Origin of the sequence: Paenibacillus sp. CH40, from assembly GCF_024213605.1 — a bacterium.
Taxonomy (GTDB): domain Bacteria; phylum Bacillota; class Bacilli; order Paenibacillales; family Paenibacillaceae; genus Paenibacillus; species Paenibacillus polymyxa_B.
Window position 1 is genome coordinate 201,449 of record NZ_JANAVQ010000008.1, and the last position, 17,070, is coordinate 218,518.

16 protein-coding genes, 2 rRNA genes and 1 riboswitch are annotated in these 17,070 nt (G+C 47.8%); of the genes, 2 read left to right on the forward strand and 16 right to left on the reverse strand.

Annotated features, from left to right (window positions below; all coding sequences use genetic code 11):
* Positions 1–106 precede the first annotated feature (106 nt).
* From NLX73_RS20890 to NLX73_RS20940, 11 genes are all read right to left on the reverse strand, one after another.
* Positions 107–259 (reverse strand): hypothetical protein, encoded by a 153-nt coding sequence (locus NLX73_RS20890; RefSeq protein ID WP_254327228.1) that lies wholly within the window; start codon positions 257–259, stop codon positions 107–109.
* Positions 231–1,712: an amidophosphoribosyltransferase gene (gene purF / locus NLX73_RS20895; protein WP_023987052.1), complete on the reverse strand. Its 1,482-nt coding sequence runs from the start codon at positions 1,710–1,712 to the stop codon at positions 231–233. The genes NLX73_RS20890 and purF overlap by 29 nt, the downstream gene beginning before the upstream one ends.
* The gene (gene purL, locus NLX73_RS20900; protein ID WP_254327229.1) at positions 1,697–3,940 is read right to left on the reverse strand and encodes a phosphoribosylformylglycinamidine synthase subunit PurL; all 2,244 of its coding nucleotides are present in this window, start codon (positions 3,938–3,940) and stop codon (positions 1,697–1,699) included. The genes purF and purL overlap by 16 nt, the downstream gene beginning before the upstream one ends.
* Positions 3,918–4,607 carry a phosphoribosylformylglycinamidine synthase subunit PurQ gene (purQ, locus tag NLX73_RS20905; protein ID WP_254327230.1) on the reverse strand — a complete coding sequence of 230 codons (690 nt, stop codon included), beginning with the start codon at positions 4,605–4,607 and terminating at the stop codon, positions 3,918–3,920. The genes purL and purQ overlap by 23 nt, the downstream gene beginning before the upstream one ends.
* A 4-nt stretch (positions 4,608–4,611) precedes the next feature.
* Entirely contained in the window at positions 4,612–4,857 is a 246-nt protein-coding gene (gene purS, locus NLX73_RS20910; RefSeq protein ID WP_013308797.1) for a phosphoribosylformylglycinamidine synthase subunit PurS, read from the reverse strand.
* Positions 4,858–4,915: 58 nt separating this feature from the next.
* Positions 4,916–5,797, reverse strand: a complete 882-nt coding sequence (locus tag NLX73_RS20915; protein ID WP_025719826.1) for a phosphoribosylaminoimidazolesuccinocarboxamide synthase — start codon at positions 5,795–5,797, stop codon at positions 4,916–4,918.
* 705 nt (positions 5,798–6,502) lie between these two features.
* Complete coding sequence (purB, locus tag NLX73_RS20920) at positions 6,503–7,801, reverse strand: adenylosuccinate lyase (protein WP_254327231.1); 1,299 nt, start codon at positions 7,799–7,801, stop codon at positions 6,503–6,505.
* A 2-nt stretch (positions 7,802–7,803) separates the two neighbouring features.
* Positions 7,804–8,979: a 5-(carboxyamino)imidazole ribonucleotide synthase gene (gene purK, locus NLX73_RS20925; RefSeq protein ID WP_254327232.1), complete on the reverse strand. Its 1,176-nt coding sequence runs from the start codon at positions 8,977–8,979 to the stop codon at positions 7,804–7,806.
* The gene (gene purE / locus NLX73_RS20930) at positions 8,976–9,461 is read right to left on the reverse strand and encodes a 5-(carboxyamino)imidazole ribonucleotide mutase (protein ID WP_013308792.1); all 486 of its coding nucleotides are present in this window, start codon (positions 9,459–9,461) and stop codon (positions 8,976–8,978) included. The genes purK and purE overlap by 4 nt, the downstream gene beginning before the upstream one ends.
* A 148-nt stretch (positions 9,462–9,609) precedes the next feature.
* Positions 9,610–9,711, reverse strand: a riboswitch (purine riboswitch).
* A 350-nt stretch (positions 9,712–10,061) separates the two neighbouring features.
* A complete protein-coding gene (locus NLX73_RS20935; RefSeq protein WP_061832065.1) occupies positions 10,062–10,496 on the reverse strand; it encodes a universal stress protein in 435 nt (144 codons plus the stop codon).
* A 145-nt stretch (positions 10,497–10,641) separates the two neighbouring features.
* Positions 10,642–10,905 carry a DUF1294 domain-containing protein gene (locus NLX73_RS20940; RefSeq protein ID WP_025719814.1) on the reverse strand — a complete coding sequence of 88 codons (264 nt, stop codon included), beginning with the start codon at positions 10,903–10,905 and terminating at the stop codon, positions 10,642–10,644.
* 191 nt (positions 10,906–11,096) lie between these two features.
* Here NLX73_RS20940 and NLX73_RS20945 point away from each other — a divergent pair, with 191 nt between their 5' ends.
* Positions 11,097–11,225, forward strand: a complete 129-nt coding sequence (locus NLX73_RS20945) for a DUF4023 family protein (protein WP_081112528.1) — start codon at positions 11,097–11,099, stop codon at positions 11,223–11,225.
* A gap of 350 nt (positions 11,226–11,575) precedes the next feature.
* A complete protein-coding gene (locus NLX73_RS20950) occupies positions 11,576–12,742 on the forward strand; it encodes a type II asparaginase (protein ID WP_069291116.1) in 1,167 nt (388 codons plus the stop codon).
* 181 nt (positions 12,743–12,923) lie between these two features.
* Here NLX73_RS20950 and NLX73_RS20955 read toward each other — a convergent pair whose 3' ends face one another.
* From NLX73_RS20955 to NLX73_RS20975, 5 genes are all read right to left on the reverse strand, one after another.
* A complete protein-coding gene (locus tag NLX73_RS20955; RefSeq protein WP_016819760.1) occupies positions 12,924–13,061 on the reverse strand; it encodes a hypothetical protein in 138 nt (45 codons plus the stop codon).
* A 98-nt stretch (positions 13,062–13,159) separates the two neighbouring features.
* The gene (locus NLX73_RS20960) at positions 13,160–15,295 is read right to left on the reverse strand and encodes a DNA topoisomerase III (RefSeq protein WP_254327233.1); all 2,136 of its coding nucleotides are present in this window, start codon (positions 15,293–15,295) and stop codon (positions 13,160–13,162) included.
* A gap of 128 nt (positions 15,296–15,423) precedes the next feature.
* A complete protein-coding gene (locus tag NLX73_RS20965) occupies positions 15,424–16,416 on the reverse strand; it encodes a ketoacyl-ACP synthase III (RefSeq protein ID WP_254327234.1) in 993 nt (330 codons plus the stop codon).
* Between the two features lie 214 nt (positions 16,417–16,630).
* Positions 16,631–16,747: ribosomal RNA gene (gene rrf / locus NLX73_RS20970) — 5S ribosomal RNA — on the reverse strand.
* Positions 16,748–16,892: 145 nt separating this feature from the next.
* Positions 16,893–17,070 (reverse strand): 23S ribosomal RNA (locus tag NLX73_RS20975); the annotation flags it as partial.

Here is a 17,070-nt window from a genome sequence, read left to right on the forward strand (position 1 = left end):
CAGGTACTGCTGCAAAATGGTGTACATCTGAGGAACGGAGCGGGTGGAAGGATTCTGGAGAAGCGAAGCGTTCGCCTTTGCCGCTGGATTCCAACCCTCTAAGGGGTTATTCCAATCCAGGAATCCAGCGGCAACAGCGATCGGAAGAACCTTCCACACGCGGAGGTGGCCCGCTCAGAACCGCTTCACCTGCGCCATGCACCACCTGTATCTCTTTTGTTCCCGTTTCTTCAACAACTACATCCGAACTTTTCTTCACCTTTGAAATCTACCTGAGTCGGGTAATCATTATCAAAACAGGCTAGGCACAAGCCGCCTTTGTAATCCTGTTCGTTATATCCACCTACAGCGGCAATCAAACCTTCGGCGCTCATAAAGTAGAGCGAGTCAGCGTTAATTTCCTCACGAATTTCCTCGACGGTTTTGGATGAAGCAATCAGCTCCCGGCGATCCGGCGTGTCAATACCGTAGAAGCACGGGTTTTTGAAAGGCGGTGAGGTAATACGTACATGTACCTCCAACGCGCCCGCATCACGCAGCATATTCACAATTCGACGGGACGTAGTACCCCGTACGATAGAATCGTCGATCATAATGACACGTTTACCTTCAACAACACGTCGTACAGCGCTCAGCTTCATTTTCACACCCTGCTCGCGTAGCTCCTGACTCGGCTGAATGAAGGTACGTCCAGTGTATTTATTTTTAATCATACCCAGCTCATAAGGAATACCTGTCTGCTCAGCATAACCAATCGCAGCCGAAATACTGGAATCTGGCACTCCTGTCACCAAATCCGCATCGACAAAAGCTTCCAGCGCCATCTGGCTACCCATTCTTTTGCGCGCAGCATGAAGATTGGAACCATTCAAATCACTGTCAGGACGGGCAAAATAAATATATTCCATCGCGCACAGTGCTTTACGATGCTTACCTTCACTGTAACGATCTTCGTGCAGACCATTTTTGTCCAATACCAACAGTTCACCCGGCTCGATATCGCGCAATAGCTCTGCTCCAATCGTTTCCAAAGCACAGGTTTCAGAAGCAAACAAATATGCATCACCTAATCTGCCCATCGTCAACGGACGCAAGCCATTGGGATCAGAAGCGACCAGCAGTTTATCGTTGGTCATAATCAGAAAGGCAAATCCGCCGACAATCCGCTTCAATGCATCTTTCGCGGCCTCCACTAAATCCTTGGATGATCGTGCGATCAAATGCGCCACTACTTCTGTATCGCTGGTCGTTTGAAAAATAGACCCGCCCTGCTCCAGCTCATGCCGGATTTGCAAAGCATTCACAATATTCCCGTTCGTAGCTACCGCTAGATCGCCATCACGATACTTGAACACCAAAGGCTGTGCATTCGTTAGCTTACTGTCTCCACTTGTCGAGTAGCGCACATGTCCTATGGCAATATCGCCTGTCAGCGAAGCCATCAAATCTTTATTGAATACTTCTTTTACAAGCCCCATTCCACGATGATAATGGAACTCGTCGCCACTGCTCACACAGATGCCTGCACTTTCCTCCCCGCGATGCTGGAGTGCATGCAATCCGTAATATGCTAGGGAAGCGGCATCGGAGTGCCTATATACTCCAAACACGCCGCATTCCTCTTTTAATTTATCAAACAGCCCCTCTTTACCAGAGCCTTCATTATAATAATCTCCAGTCCACAACGTCCGTGCTGTTATTTCATCAGACATGGAATGACATCCTCCCAGATTTGCTTCAAACTGGCGACTGCCTCATTCAAAGCGGGTTGTCCGTTCACCTCAACTGTCAATTGTGATCCTTCAACTTTTCCTAATACAGTAACGGGCACTTCCAAACTACGCAGATGTGCTTCCAGAGCAGACGCTTTATCCGGCGATGCAGATAACAAAATACGGGATTGGCTTTCGCTAAACAAAGCATGGTCAGGACGCAAAGTCGTTTCTACGTTGACCTGTGCTCCCAATCCGCTGCTAATCCCAGATTCCGCAAGCGCTACAGCCAATCCGCCCTCTGCTAAATCATGCGCAGATTGTACCAATCCGGCCTGAATCGCTCCCAGTACCGCAGTCAGCAGTCTTTTCTCTACGTTCAAATCCAGCTCAGGAGGGCGTCCCTCGGATACACCGTGTACGACAGCTTGGAACTCACTGCCTCCCAGCTCGGCCTTCGTTTCCCCCACCAGAAAAATCACATCGCCTTCAGCTTTGAAGCCTTGTGTCGTAATATGATCTGTATCATGTACCAAACCTACCATACCGACAACAGGCGTCGGATAGATGGAGCCTTTAGCATTTTCATTGTACAAGCTGACATTGCCCCCGATGACAGGTGTATCCAGTACACGGCAAGCTTCTGCCATACCATCCACGGCTTTTTCCATTTGCCAAAAAATGTCCGGCTTTTCAGGGTTACCGAAGTTCAGGTTATCCGTAATTGCCAACGGCTCGCCGCCGGAGCATACAATGTTACGCGCTGCTTCGCTGACTGCAATCCGTCCGCCTACCTCTGGATCAAGGTATACATAACGTCCGTTACAATCTGTCGTCATGGCGAGTCCCTTACGAGTTCCGCGCACAGTCACAACAGCTGCATCCGATCCCGGACGAACGGCTGTACTCGTGCGTACCATGTAGTCATACTGCTCATATACCCATTTCTTACTGGCTACACTTGGTGATGACAGCACCTTTTTCAACGCACCGTTCAAATCCGTCACTTCTGCATAACGAAGTGTGTCAATAGCAGCATTTTGCTCATAATAAGCAGGGACTTCGGAAGGCTTGTCATAAATCGGACACTCGTCAACCAGCGCCGTCACTGGCATATCTCCGACCACTTCATTGTGATGGAACAAACGCAAACGACCGTCATCCGTCACTTTACCGACCTTTGCACAAATAACACCCCAGCGCTCGAAAATTTCCAGTGCCTGTGCTTCATCCTTAGGCTCTACTACGAACAGCATCCGTTCCTGTGATTCAGACAGCATCATTTCATAAGGTGTCATGCCCTCTTCACGCTGCGGTACCTGATCCAGATACAGCTCCAGACCGTTGCCAGCCTTACTCGCCATCTCCGCGCTGGAGCAGGTAAGTCCCGCGGCACCCATATCCTGAATACCCAGCACAATACCGCTGTCGATCAATTCCAGACATGATTCCATAACCAGCTTCTCCATAAAAGGATCGCCTACTTGAACCGCAGTCCGGTTCGCTTCAGATTCCTCTGTCAGCTCAACCGATGCGAATGTCGCTCCATGAATCCCATCACGACCTGTCGGCGGGCCCACATAGAACACCGGGTTACCGACCCCTTTAGCCACACCACGCTGGATTTTATCATGGTCAATCAGTCCGACACACATTGCATTGACGAGCGGATTGCCTTCGTAACTTTCATCAAATACGACCTCGCCGCCTACAGTCGGAATACCGATACAGTTCCCGTATCCCGCAATACCGGATACCACATGCTCAAACAAATATTTCACACGGTCGCTCTCCAGCTTGCCAAAACGCAGAGAGTTTAACACCGCAACTGGTCTTGCACCCATGGAGAAAATATCACGGATGATACCGCCTACCCCAGTCGCTGCCCCTTGAAAAGGCTCCACAGCCGACGGATGGTTATGGCTTTCGATTTTAAATACAACCGCTTGGTTGTCACCGATATCTACAATGCCTGCGCCCTCGCCCGGTCCCATTAAAACTCGCGGACCGCTCGTTGGAAAACGACGCAGCAGCGGCTTGGAGTTTTTGTAAGCACAATGCTCTGACCACATGACACTGAACACGCCTATCTCCGTATAATTGGGCTGACGTCCCATGAATTCACAGATCAACGCATATTCACTGTCCGATACACCCATCTGCTGATACAGTTTATGTTCGGCAACCTGCTCTGCCGTCGGTTCCTTAGCGGACACTTGCTGCGCCATGTCGATCCCTCCAAGCGTTCAAAGTAGATGTAAACATACGTTTGCCATCATCCGTCCCGAGCAATGCGTCCACCGCGCGTTCCGGGTGGGGCATCATGCCCAGCACATTACCTTGCTCATTACAAATCCCTGCAATATCCGTCATGGAACCATTAGGATTATCTTTATACTTAAATACAATCTGATTGTTCGCCTGCAAACGAGCCAGCGTCTCATCATCACAGTAATAGTTGCCTTCGCCGTGGGCGATCGGAACAATGATCTCTTCACCAGCAGCATAGTCCCTTGTAAAAGGTGTTTGGTTATTCGCAACCTGCAACACCGTATCCCGGCATAGGAATTTCATCGACAGATTGCGGCGTAAAGCCCCTGGCAACAACCCGGCTTCGGTCAGAATTTGAAATCCGTTGCAAATCCCTAAAATATATTTTCCCTCGGCAGCCGCTTTGGCAACTTCCTTCATCACCGGAGCAAACCGGGAAATCGCACCGCAACGCAGGTAATCCCCGTAGGAGAAGCCTCCTGGAACAAGAATACAATCATAAGGCGACAAATCCGTCGCAGTATGCCAAACATAATCGACAGGTTCACCGACCGTGTCCTCTACCGCCTTATAGCAGTCAATATCACAGTTGGAGCCCGGAAAAACCAGAACTGCAAATTTCATGGAATCAGCCCTCCAGTTCGTAGCGGTAGTCTTCAATGACCGTGTTGGCCAACAGCTTTTCGCACATCTCAATGATGCGCTTTTCAGCACTCTCGCGGTCTGTTGTATCCAGATTCAATTCCATATACTTACCAATTCTGACGCTGTCCACTTCTCCGAAACCCATAGAATGTAGTGCGCCTTGCACCGCAACCCCCTGCGGGTCCAAAACGCTTTGCTTAATCGTGACATAGACTGTTGCTTTCATCATGTTCCTTCAGTTCCTCCTCCGAATGAGTGAATCCTATTGGTTGAATTATGATTACTATTTACTGTGCCGTCAGACGCCGCCAAATATCCGTATATCTTGCAGTTGTTTCTTCTACGACCTCAGCAGGCAATGGATCGGGCTTGCTATTCTTGTCCCAACCGGATGATGCCAAATAGCTTCGTACCGGCTCCTTGTCCATGCTGTCAATCTCAACATCCAGCTCATACTTTTCCTGCGCCCAAAAACGGGATGAATCTGGAGTGAAAATTTCGTCAATCAAAATCACCTTACCGTTAACAAGACCAAACTCAAACTTGCAATCGGCTAAAATAATCCCCCGCTTCTCGCAGAAAGCACGTGCAAATTCGTACAACGCCAAGCTCTTTTCCTCAAGCTCACCTGTTAGTTCAACCCCGACCAGTTCTTTCATTTGGTGAAGGGAAATGTCCTCGTCGTGTCCAACATCATTTTTTGCAGCCGGTGTAAATAATGGCTTGGGAAAGCGCTCGTTTTTACGCAGCCCCTCTGGCAATGGAATGCCGTTCACCTCACCGTTCTGCTCATACTGACGCCAGCCGCCTCCAGTAATATATCCGCGCACCACACACTCAATGTCGATGCGTTCAGCCTTCAGCGTGACCATGATCCGGTCCTTCAGCAACTCTTTATTCTGTTCGTCGATCACATGCCCGAGCTTGTTCACATCAGTGTGCACGACATGGTTTTCCAACAAGTCTTTCGTCTGCTCAAACCAGAAAGCGCTGAGCTTATTCAGCACATTCCCCTTTTCGGGCACGGGTGGCTCTAACACATAATCAAAAGCCGAAATTCGGTCTGTCACCACAATCAGAAAATGCTCTCCGAGATCATACAGTTCACGCACCTTGCCTTTATACAAGAGCGGCGCATGGATCAGACCTTCGGCAGTAGACAATGACATTTCATTACACCTCTTCCAAAAGAGTATTCCCCCTCCTAAATCCTCCCCTCGGGGAGGACCCCCAGGGTTGCTGCCCTCGGGACTCCCGCAAGGGTTGGCTGGTGAGCGGGATGGGGGCGTTTATTACGTGGCTAGAGTGATGTGAGCGCGTTCCGCTGGATGAAGGCTTGTTCGCACAAGCTTTCATCCAAAAACGCTTTTACGTTGGTACAAAACAACGTTTTTACGCGCATGTCGCCGCAATACCATTCGGCCCGTGGCCGTAGCACGGCATGCCGTGCAGCGAGCATTGGGCTTTGCCCTGTTGTGCGCATGTGCTACGCTGCGCACGGATACGGTGGCTCAAGGCTTCGCTTCTTGAGCCTGCGCGTTCTCGGGAGGGCAGCGGGCTGTTTGCTGCGCAAATTCGGCAGCCCTCACGAGAACGTGGCCTGCGATAGAAAGCAGTGGAACACGCTTTTCCATCGCCTTTGGGAAGGTGCGGCATCTTATGTGCCGCACCTTCCCTAGTTCTGCTCCCTCACGAAGGTTGGTGCTGGGTGCAGCGGAGCGGACGGAATCGTTCTGGAGAAGCGTCAGCGCTTGCCTTTGCCTCTGGATTCCAACCAATATCTGGTCTTATACAATCACAGGAATCCAGGGGCAACAGCAATCGAAAGAATGATCCGTTGGCGCAGCGGCCTCACCACGCAGCAACCTTCCCTCCTACTCCCCTAATCCCAGCTTTTTGAAGATCGTATCCACGTTCTTCAGATGCCAGGCTGGGTTGAACGCATCCTCGATTTCCTCTGCGCTGAGCACGGCAGTAATTTCCGGGGTCGCCTCGACGATTTCGCGGAATTGGCGTTGCTCTTCCCACGCCTGCATAGCACGCGGCTGCACGGTATCGTAGGCTTTTTCACGACTAAAGCCTTTGTCGATCAGCTTCGTCATAATACGACCGGAGAACGGTACGCCGTACGTACGGGCCATATTGCGCTTCATATTTTCAGGGAAGACCGTCAGATTTTTTACGATATTGCCAAAACGGTTCAGCATGTAGTTCAACAGCATTGTTGCATCCGGCAGAATAATACGTTCTACGGAAGAATGCGAAATGTCGCGTTCATGCCACAGGGTTACGTTCTCATACGCCGATACCATATGCCCACGAATCACGCGTGCCAGGCCAGAGATGTTTTCACTGCCGATCGGATTGCGTTTATGCGGCATCGCAGAAGAACCTTTTTGACCTTTGGCAAAAGCTTCTTCCACCTCACGGAACTCACTCTTTTGCAAAGCACGGACTTCTGTAGCAAATTTGTCCAACGATGTGGCGATCAACGCTAATGTTGCCATGTATTCGGCATGACGGTCGCGCTGAAGCGTCTGTGTAGAAATGGGTGCAGGCTTGGTGCCCAGCTTGCGGCATACAAATTCTTCTACAGCCGGGTCAATGTTGGCATATGTCCCAACTGCACCGGACATTTTACCGTATTGTACTTGGTCAGCCGCAAAACGAAAGCGTTCCAGATTGCGCTTCATTTCCTCGTACCACAATCCCATTTTCAGTCCAAACGTTGTTGGCTCAGCATGCACTCCGTGTGTACGTCCCATCATCGGTGTATGTTTGTAAGCCAATGCCTTTTCCTTCAAAATTTCAATAAAATTCAAGATATCGCGCTCCAGGATTTCATTCGCCTGCTTTAACAGGTAGCCTAGTGCCGTATCAACTACATCTGTGGAGGTCAAGCCATAATGTACCCATTTGCGCTCGTCTCCAAGACTTTCGGATACCGTGCGGGTAAATGCAATGACATCATGTCTTGTCTCCTGCTCAATTTCATAGATCCGTTCAATATCAAAACTTGCATTCTTACGCAGAGCCACAGTATCCTCTTTTGGGATAACCCCTAATTCCGCCCAAGCTTCACATGCACACAGCTCTACTTCCAGCCACGCTTTAAATTTATTTTCTTCCGTCCAAATCGCTCTCATTTCCGGTCTGCTATAGCGTTCGATCATGACTATTTATTCCCCCAAATATTGGTTTGTTCAATCCATTCCAGCGCTTGTTCCGCATCCTGGCACAATAGATTAATATGTCCCATCTTTCGGCCTGGCTTGGCTTCACTTTTTCCATACAAATGCAGCTTGGGTACAACATCCAATCTTTCAGCTTCAACATCCGCTTGCGCAAACCGTCGAACCACATCCTCCAAATGCTCACCTAGCACATTGACCATCACGACGGAAGTCAGCAGCTTCGTGCTGCCCAAGGGTAAACCGCAAATCGCACGTATGTGCTGCTCGAATTGCGACGTCGCGCACCCCTCCATCGTGTAATGACCAGAGTTATGCGGTCGTGGTGCTAACTCATTAACGTACAATTGTCCGTCTTCGGTGACAAACATCTCCACAGCGAGCAGTCCCACCGCACCCAGCGACTCTGCCACAGCCAGCGCCAACTTGCGTGCTTCCTCCTGAACAGGTTCTGGCACACGTGCAGGCACAACCGACGTGTGCAAAATATTGTTCACGTGAATGTTTTCGGCAGGTGGAAAGGCTTTGGCTTCACCGTTCGTGCTGCGAGCTACAATCACCGAGATTTCGCAGCGAAAATGGATGAACTGTTCCAATACCAGTTCCGCACCGCCTCCTGCCAGTTGTTCGTAGGCAGCCGTGGCTTGCTCCGGTTGGCGAATGACCACTTGTCCCTTGCCATCATAACCACCGACTGCTGTCTTGAGCACACACGGTACACCCAGTTCAGCTACCGCTTGAACCATATCCGCAGAACTACTGATTTCACGATACGGAGCGACAGGGACACCAGCAGCTTCAATAGAACGCTTTTCTCTCAGACGATGCTGTGTTGTGTACAAAAGACTGCTGCCTTGCGGCACGCTGGATTCCTGTTCCAAAAGTGCAGCCACACCTGCGTCCACATTTTCAAACTCATACGTGATCACATCGCACCGCTCAGCCAGTTCTCTGGCCGCATGCTCATCATCATAGGCAGCGCGGATTTGTTCCGACACCTGTCCACAGGGGCTATCCGGTGCAGGGTCCAGTGTCACAAAGCGATATCCTAGATTGGTTCCGGCCAGTACAAGCATTCTTCCTAATTGCCCGCCTCCTAAAAGTCCAATCGTTGTACCAGGAGGTCGGATACGGCCTGCGGGTTCACTTGTCTCATTCATAGCGAGTCACTGCCTTCCAGCACCTCATCACGAATACGGTCGCGTCTCGCCAAAACCCGCTGGCTTATCTTTTCGTCAAAAGCGCCTAATATTTGTGCTGCCAGCAGCCCTGCATTTGTAGCGCCTGCCTTACCAATTGCCACAGTGGCAACCGGAATACCACCCGGCATCTGCACAATGGAGAGCAGGGAGTCCAGACCGTTCAGAGCCTTCGACTGAACAGGCACACCAATGACCGGCAATGCTGTCTTCGCAGCCACCATTCCTGGCAGATGCGCAGCCCCACCCGCTCCAGCAATAATGACCTTTAGTCCACGCCCAGCGGCCTCTTCTGCAAAACGAAACATTAAATCCGGTGTACGATGGGCTGAAACTACTTTTTTCTCATATCCGATTTCAAGCTCGTCCAGCACAGCACATGCATGCTGCATGGTGTCCCAGTCTGATGTGCTGCCCATAATGACAGCGACCTGCACTGACATGTCCTTCACTCCCTGTTTATCAATAAGCGCCAAAAATCCGGCACTCGAAAATAACGTTATTTTCAAGACACCGGACTACGAAAAAACAAACGACAGAGCCTCTTAAAGGCATGCCAAAAGCAAGCCTCTTCCACCGCATCCAATGCGGCTTCAGCCGTATGTCTCCCGTAGTCCGGAAATTTAAGGTTTCCAGGTAGAAACTTCCGGGCCATATCCCCGGCATTATACGAGTTAGCATTGTTCCTATTCCATCCCAATCGATATTCTTTACAAGTATGATCGTGGTTTGTTTCGGCTCAAACATGTGTACCTTATTAAATTGCACCTTAAGTTCATTTTTTATCGACAATACACTTCCTAGTTTAACAATTCCCTACACCTTATGTCAACTTGAAAACGAACATTAGAATAATCATACAATAGAATGTTCGTGTTTAGTGAAATCAGTACCCTTATATACCCACAGGTCAGGACTATTGTATTACATTTAGCTATCGCTCCCCTCCCCTGATAACAGCGAGCGCAACGCATCCCACTGAAAAAAATAAAAGTCGGCACTCCCTATACAGGCAGTAAACCGACTTTTACTTTTTTATTCAGTTATTTTACGACCAGCACAGGAATGCGCGCATGCTGCACCACATTGTGACTCACGCTACCTAATACAAATTCACGAATACCGCCCAAGCCGCGGCTGCCGATCACAATCGCATCGAAGCCATTCTCATTGGCATAATCCAAAATGACTTCGGCTGGAGAACCTTGAATCAGTTCCACCTTGGCATCTACACCCTGCTCAGCAAGTCGTTTTTTAACTTCATCCGTAGTTTGTTCGGCCAAATCGTAATATTCTTTATTTATTGAAGCCGGAATTGGAGCCAAACCTTCGCCCATAAAGATCCGAGGAAAATCGAATGCCGTTACCACCTCAAGCTTCGAGGAGGGTGATGCCTTGACCAATTCAGCCGCCTTTAACAAAGCCTTGTTGGATGCATCCGAACCGTCATAAGCAAGCAATACTTTTGAAAATATCATAATATGCACCTCTTCCTCATTCAGTTTATTGATTCAAAACCTGAAATATGTATTCCTGTGGTTGTTCATTCCATGTCACCGGATGGCTGGAATAGTCTTCTCACTCATCATTAAACTTCCCTATGAGAACCTAAACTCCTCCCCTTTACCGTAAAAAATACCCATACAGCAATGCGTTCATGAATAGCAACGCAGGAATACCTAATCTGAAGCTCATATGCCGTGTTTTATGGCGTTTACGGTACATGGCAATTAGAACGCCTAATGCTCCCCCGATCAGGGCCAGGAAAAACAACGTCCGCTCAGGTACACGATCACGATGTTTACGTGCTCTCTTTTTATCCTCCGACATTACCAGATAGCCTACTGCATTGATAAACAGCAGCCATACCAACAAGCCTGTCTGCAATGTCTCTCCTCCTTTACACCGTACCAAGTTCAGGTATTAGGCCTTATATAGCGATCTCCCCCTCATTATAACCCCACCCCTTTTACAGAAACAACGCCTCTTCTGACTTGGATAGCGCTTTTGCGGAAATAGTAAGGTGGCATAAGGGCGATCCCCGAGTGCATCTATTTCGTCTTAAAGGAGGAACTGCGATGGAAAGCACCCATGAATACGTTGAAAAGCTGCGAGAAAATGCAAAAAAGGCAGAACGCAACCGTAAACGAGGAAAAGGAACTCCCAGCGCCAGCTTGCCAACAAAACAGCATTCCAACAATCCTTGATCAACGAATCTGCATTAAGCTGTATAGCCGCGTTATTAACCTAAAGTATCAACTTAACCTTGCAGCCTTTTATGTGAATTGATTACAGGGTAAAATCTGTTGTTTAGCTTCCACAATAACAGCAAGCAGACTCCTTATGAGATATCTGCTTGTTGTTTTGTTTTGCACATGTCTTTTTTGAAATCGATTACATTATAATAAATAAGTTCTAAAGTCATATTTCCTAACATAAGTGTTGACTAAAAGCAATTTTACACCCTATAATTCGTGATATTAACGTAATTCGACAAAATATTTGTCAGTTAATCTATCATTTATATTTGAGGTTTAAGATTGGAGAGGAGCTTTATATGACTAACATGAAAAAAATGACGATGATTCCCCTGTTGGCTAGCTTTATTCTCGGTAGTACCTTATGGAGTGGTGGATTTACCGCCAACGCTGCGGCTGCGGCAGCAGCTACAACCAGCACAACTGCACCTACTTCTACCACTACAACGTCGGACAAATCCGAAAATCCTCAAACCAATCATTTACCCAATATTAAAATACTTGCCACAGGAGGGACCATCGCAGGATCATCTTCCGTCAATACGGATACAACCGGCTACAAAGCAGGCGCGTTGGGTGTGGAAACTCTGATCAATGCCGTTCCTGAGATGAAAAGTATTGCAAATGTCAGTGGTGAGCAAGTTGTTAATGTAGGTAGCCCCGACGTTAATAATGAGATCCTCTTAAAACTTGCCAAACGCACCAATGAACTGCTTGCCAGAGACGATGTAGATGGCATTGTCATTACACATGGTACAGATACATTAGAAGAAACAGCTTATTTCCTCAATCTTGTTATCAAAAGCGATAAGCCAGTAGTTGTCGTTGGCTCTATGCGTCCAGCTACTGCCATCAGTGCTGATGGTCCCTTCAACCTTTATAATGCAGTGAAAGTCGCCGGGGCTTCGGCCTCTAAAGGTCAGGGTGTACTCGTCCTGTTGAACGACCGTATCGGTGCAGCAAGATACATCACCAAAACGAACACAACAGCAGTCGATACGTTCAAGTCTGTGGAGCAGGGATACCTTGGAGCTGTTGTGGGCGATCAAGTGTACTACTACAACAAATCCACACACAAGCATACGACTTCTTCTGTATTCGACATCTCTAACCTGACTCAACTGCCACAAGTAGATATTTTATACGAATATCAAAACAATGGTCGCTATCTGTATGATGCAGCCGTAGCAGCTGGTGCCAAGGGTATTGTCGTAGCTGGTTCCGGTAATGGTTCCTTGTCCAAGACCTCCTCAGAAGGCGCAGAGGCCGCAGGTAAAAAAGGAGTGATCATTGCCCGCTCCAGCCGCGTGGGAAGTGGAGTGGTGTCCCCGTCAACAAAAGACGCGGCATCGAACTTTGTATCGACCGATTCGCTTAATCCGCAAAAAGCACGGATTTTGCTCATGCTTGCTTTGACCCAAACACACGATGTTAACCAAATTCAATCCTTTTTCAATGAATACTAAAAGTAGTCATCCAAATCAAATAAATCAACATTCTATTATGAAAAAGAAGCAGCGATTACGGTTGACCACCGTAACTGCTGCTTTCTTTTTTTGCGAGACAGGTCTAGCATTAGTAACTACTTCATCTGATATCCAATCGTCTTGGTTCTATACAGTAATTCGTTGTCCCTCCCACGCAGCATCAAGACTGCTGTTTGGGAATCCCATTCAAGCTTGGAGGATATTTCGCTTGCTTCTCTGGATGAGCAGCAATTTCCTCCTCCAGTATGCTTGATTTATTTTGCTGATTATTGATTTTAAGCGGTTTATGTTTGGGCATAAATACTCACCTCCTCGGCTTACCATGCCAAGGAGTGATCTTTTTTATACCGACGTATACCTGCTGATTATGTTGACTGTAGCACTTTTGGTCATCCGTTATTTGCCCTGCTTTTGTTCCATCGCTGCTTTAAGCAAATCACCCAAACTGGAGCCAAAAGATTCCTGCTTTTCAAATTGTCTTACTAGCTTTTGCTGTTCCCGTTTGTTTACCCGTTGCTTGTCCTTATCCAACGTCTCGGTAATGCCACAGGGCAGGCATCTTACATACAATCCTGCTTTGCCCTCTTTCATTTCCATTTTCTTATGACACTGCGGGCAACGTCGATTGGACAAACGTTTTTCCCCTGAACGACGGTAACCGCAATCCGCACTTGGACATACAAGGAACTTGCCTTTCTTGCCCTTCTTCTCCAATAGCTTTGTACCACAATCTGGACAATGACTATTCGTCACATTATGGGGCTTGTACTCCGCATTGCTATTTTTCACAGTGGAAACTAGCTCTTTTGCCATAGCACGAATAGAATTCAAAAACGGTTCCGGTTGTCCTTGACCACGAGCAATCCGTTCCAGCTCCGCTTCCCAACGTGCCGTCAATTCGGGCGTTCGAAGCTGTGGAGCCGCCAGTTCAATCAGTTGCTTACCTTTCCCAGTTGGATGCATCACGTTCCCCTGACGCTCAATCGTATCCGAGCTGACAAGCTTCTCAATCAGATCGGCACGGGTAGCAGGAGTACCCAGTCCATGTTTTTCCATCTGAGCGAGCAGGGCAGCTTCTGTATACCGCTTCGGCGGCATCGTTCGCCCAGCTCGTACAAGACAACGCTGTAACCGGACAGAATCTCCTTTTTGCAGCTCAGGTAAAATAACGCCTCGTCCATTGTTTTCCCGATCCTCTGCTTCTTCATCATCCATATCATAATGGTTCGCGTCATATACAGCACGCCATCCGCTATCTTTTACCGTTGTACCTTTTACCTGAAACGTCTCCTGCTCCACCGTTACTGATACGGCTACAGCATCATAACGTGCAGGTGGATAGAATAGACTGATAAAACGTCGTGCAATCAGATCATACAGCTTACGTTCCTCAGGGCTCAACTGATTAAGCAATAATGTCTGCTCAGTAGGAATAATCGCATGATGATCCGTGACTTTACTGTCATCCACAATTCGCTTTGTGATTGGTAGGTTGTTACGCAATAGCGGACGTGCCAAGGAAGCATACGGACCTACTGCTACACTACTGAGTCTTTCCTTAAGTGTATCCACCATATCGGATGTCAGATAACGGCTGTCTGTACGTGGATAGGTCACCAGCTTATGCTGCTCATACAGACGCTGAAGCAGATTAGAAGTCTGTTTAGCCGAAAAGCCATAGCGTTGGTTAGCATCTCTTTGCAGCTCCGTTAAATCATACGCCAGCGGGTGAGGCTCGTTCTTTTCGCTCTTTTTAACACTCGCAACTGTGCCTTTGGCCCCCTCAAGTCTGCGGCGCAAAGCCTCTGCTTGAGTGCGGTCAAACATGCGTGAATCCCCGCTTTCTGCCCGCCAAGTTGCCTGAAAATCGCCAAATTCCGCCGTCAGAGTATCATATTCCTGAGAACGGAATTCGGTAATTTCCTTCTCACGCTCCATAATCATCCCCAGCGTTGGTGTCTGCACTCTTCCAGCCGAAAGTTGGGCGTTATAACGACAAGTCAATGCGCGAGTTACATTGAGACCAATCATCCAGTCTGCTTCAGCTCTACAGCGAGCCGATTCATATAAACGATCAAACTGCTGACCAGGCAATAGCTTTGCGAAACCTGCCTTAATCGCCTTGTCCGTCTGCGAGGAGATCCATAAGCGCCGGAAGGGCTTTTTCCAGTTTGCCATTTGGATGATCCAGCGTGCCAACAATTCTCCTTCGCGGGCAGCATCGGTTGCCACGATAAGCTCTCCAATGTCCTGCCGCTTCATGAGCTGCTGCACAGCTTTGAACTGATGATTACTTTCGCGAAGCACCTTTAACTTTGAACTCTTCGGAAGAATAGGCAAGTCCTCCAAATTCCAGGTCGCATACTTAGAATCGTAATCCTCTGGCTCTGCTAAGCCAACCAAATGTCCCAGTGCCCACGTCACCACGTACTGGGGTCCTTCTATATAACTTTTATGCTTCTCGCGGCTACCCATCACACGTGCAATCTCTCTGGCCACGGACGGTTTTTCTGCCAATACCAATACCTTCATGTTACGCTCCTTTCTCTCATAGTGTTAATTATAGCATCCTGCCAACTTACGATAAATTCTAATGCCAGCAGCTCTTATTAACATGATCGTACATACTAGTGCTATTGCTTCTCCATGGGTTAGGTAACTTACAAATCAGGCACACTCCATTTTAATAGCAGACCCGCATAGGTGAGGCCTCCCCCGAATCCATATAACAACACATGTTGTCCATACCGTAAACGTCCATCATCCAAACCACACTGCAAAGCCAACGGGATGGATGCCGCCGATGTATTACCATACAATTCTACACTTGTCAGCGTTTTTTCCAAAGGTACTGTACTTCTTTCACATATGGACTCGATCATTCTCAAATTAGCACTATGAGGTACAAACCAATCAAGATCCGCCTTCTTCATATTAGCCTTATCCAATAATCGTTCGATTCCCGTTGGAACAGAGCGAACAGCCCATTTATAAACCTCACGTCCATTTTGAGCAATAAATCCATGGTCTTGCAGCTTCTCTCCATCCAAATGATCAGATAATCCCACACGGTAAAGATGTGCTCCCCCTTGCCCATAGGTACCTATATCTGAAGTTAAAAATGATCCTTCATCCTCGTCATATTCAACAAGTGCAACTCCTGCACCATCTCCAAAAAGTATGCACGTCGTCCGATCCGTATAATCTGTAATTTTGGACAACGTTTCGGCTCCCACTACCAGCACCTTACGATGCAGACCACTCGTAATAAGGCCATTTGCCAAATGAAGTCCATAGGAAAAACCTGCACATGCTGCACTAACATCTATTGACCCTGTGTTTGGAATATCAAAATGAGCCTGAATACGTGAAGCCGTGCTTGGAAAATAGTAATCAGGTGTACTCGTCGCTACAATGATCATCTCAACATCGTTTATATTTACGTCATACAGGTTAATCATACGAGTAATAGCTTGTATACATAAATCAGATACATATTGATCTTCAGCCGCAATGCGTCTTTCATGCATACCCGTTCTCTGTACAATCCACTCGTTACTCGTATCCACAAGCTTCTCCAAGTCAGCGTTCGTCAAAATCCGTTCAGGTACATAAGTGCTAAAGGCCGTAAGCTTAGCTTTTGAATTCAACAATCTGATCACTCTCCTTTGTAATCCTTATTCATATTATAACACCAGATACTAATACCTGGTACTAAATTATTTTAAAACCGTCTTCTTATTTATTAGTTAATATCCACTTATCCAGTTGAACTTATAACAAACTCACTTTAAATAAAATCCCAGTGCCTTATAACGTAAAAAAGAGACCAAGATCTTCAGAAGATCTTGGTCTCTTTTACTTTTTGCTTGGCGACGTCCTACTCTCCCAGGACCCTGCGGTCCAAGTACCATCGGCGCTGGAGGGCTTAACGGTCGTGTTCGGGATGGGTACGTGTGGAACCCCTCCGCTATCGCCACCAAACATGAACTTACATCGTAAATTCTTTTTCAGGAATCAGCATCGCCAAATGCTGTGTGTTCGCTTGTTTTATATAAGTCACTTGAGCTTATACAATACAAAACTTACACCCTGAAAACTGGATCCGAAACTCATTTGCGTTTTATTTTAGGATAAGCCCTCGACCGATTAGTATTGGTCAGCTCCATGCATTACTGCACTTCCACCCCCAACCTATCTACCTCGTCGTCTTCAAGGGGTCTTACATACTGGGAAATCTCATCTTGAGGGGGGCTTCACGCTTAGATGCTTTCAGCGCTTATCCCTTCCGTACATAGCTACCCAGC

Coding starts and splice junctions, on each gene's coding strand:
- purF (WP_023987052.1), bottom strand. CDS start 1,712: ATGTCTGATGAAATAACAGCACGGACGTTGTGGACTGGAGATTATTAT.
- NLX73_RS20935 (WP_061832065.1), bottom strand. CDS start 10,496: ATGATATTTTCAAAAGTATTGCTTGCTTATGACGGTTCGGATGCATCC.
- NLX73_RS20950 (WP_069291116.1), top strand. CDS start 11,576: ATGACTAACATGAAAAAAATGACGATGATTCCCCTGTTGGCTAGCTTT.
- purL (WP_254327229.1), bottom strand. CDS start 3,940: ATGGCGCAGCAAGTGTCCGCTAAGGAACCGACGGCAGAGCAGGTTGCC.
- NLX73_RS20955 (WP_016819760.1), bottom strand. CDS start 13,061: ATGCCCAAACATAAACCGCTTAAAATCAATAATCAGCAAAATAAATCA.
- purQ (WP_254327230.1), bottom strand. CDS start 4,607: ATGAAATTTGCAGTTCTGGTTTTTCCGGGCTCCAACTGTGATATTGAC.
- NLX73_RS20960 (WP_254327233.1), bottom strand. CDS start 15,295: ATGAAGGTATTGGTATTGGCAGAAAAACCGTCCGTGGCCAGAGAGATT.
- NLX73_RS20915 (WP_025719826.1), bottom strand. CDS start 5,797: ATGTCATTGTCTACTGCCGAAGGTCTGATCCATGCGCCGCTCTTGTAT.
- purS (WP_013308797.1), bottom strand. CDS start 4,857: ATGATGAAAGCAACAGTCTATGTCACGATTAAGCAAAGCGTTTTGGAC.
- purE (WP_013308792.1), bottom strand. CDS start 9,461: ATGTCAGTGCAGGTCGCTGTCATTATGGGCAGCACATCAGACTGGGAC.
- purB (WP_254327231.1), bottom strand. CDS start 7,801: ATGATCGAACGCTATAGCAGACCGGAAATGAGAGCGATTTGGACGGAA.
- purK (WP_254327232.1), bottom strand. CDS start 8,979: ATGAATGAGACAAGTGAACCCGCAGGCCGTATCCGACCTCCTGGTACA.
- NLX73_RS20945 (WP_081112528.1), top strand. CDS start 11,097: ATGGAAAGCACCCATGAATACGTTGAAAAGCTGCGAGAAAATGCAAAA.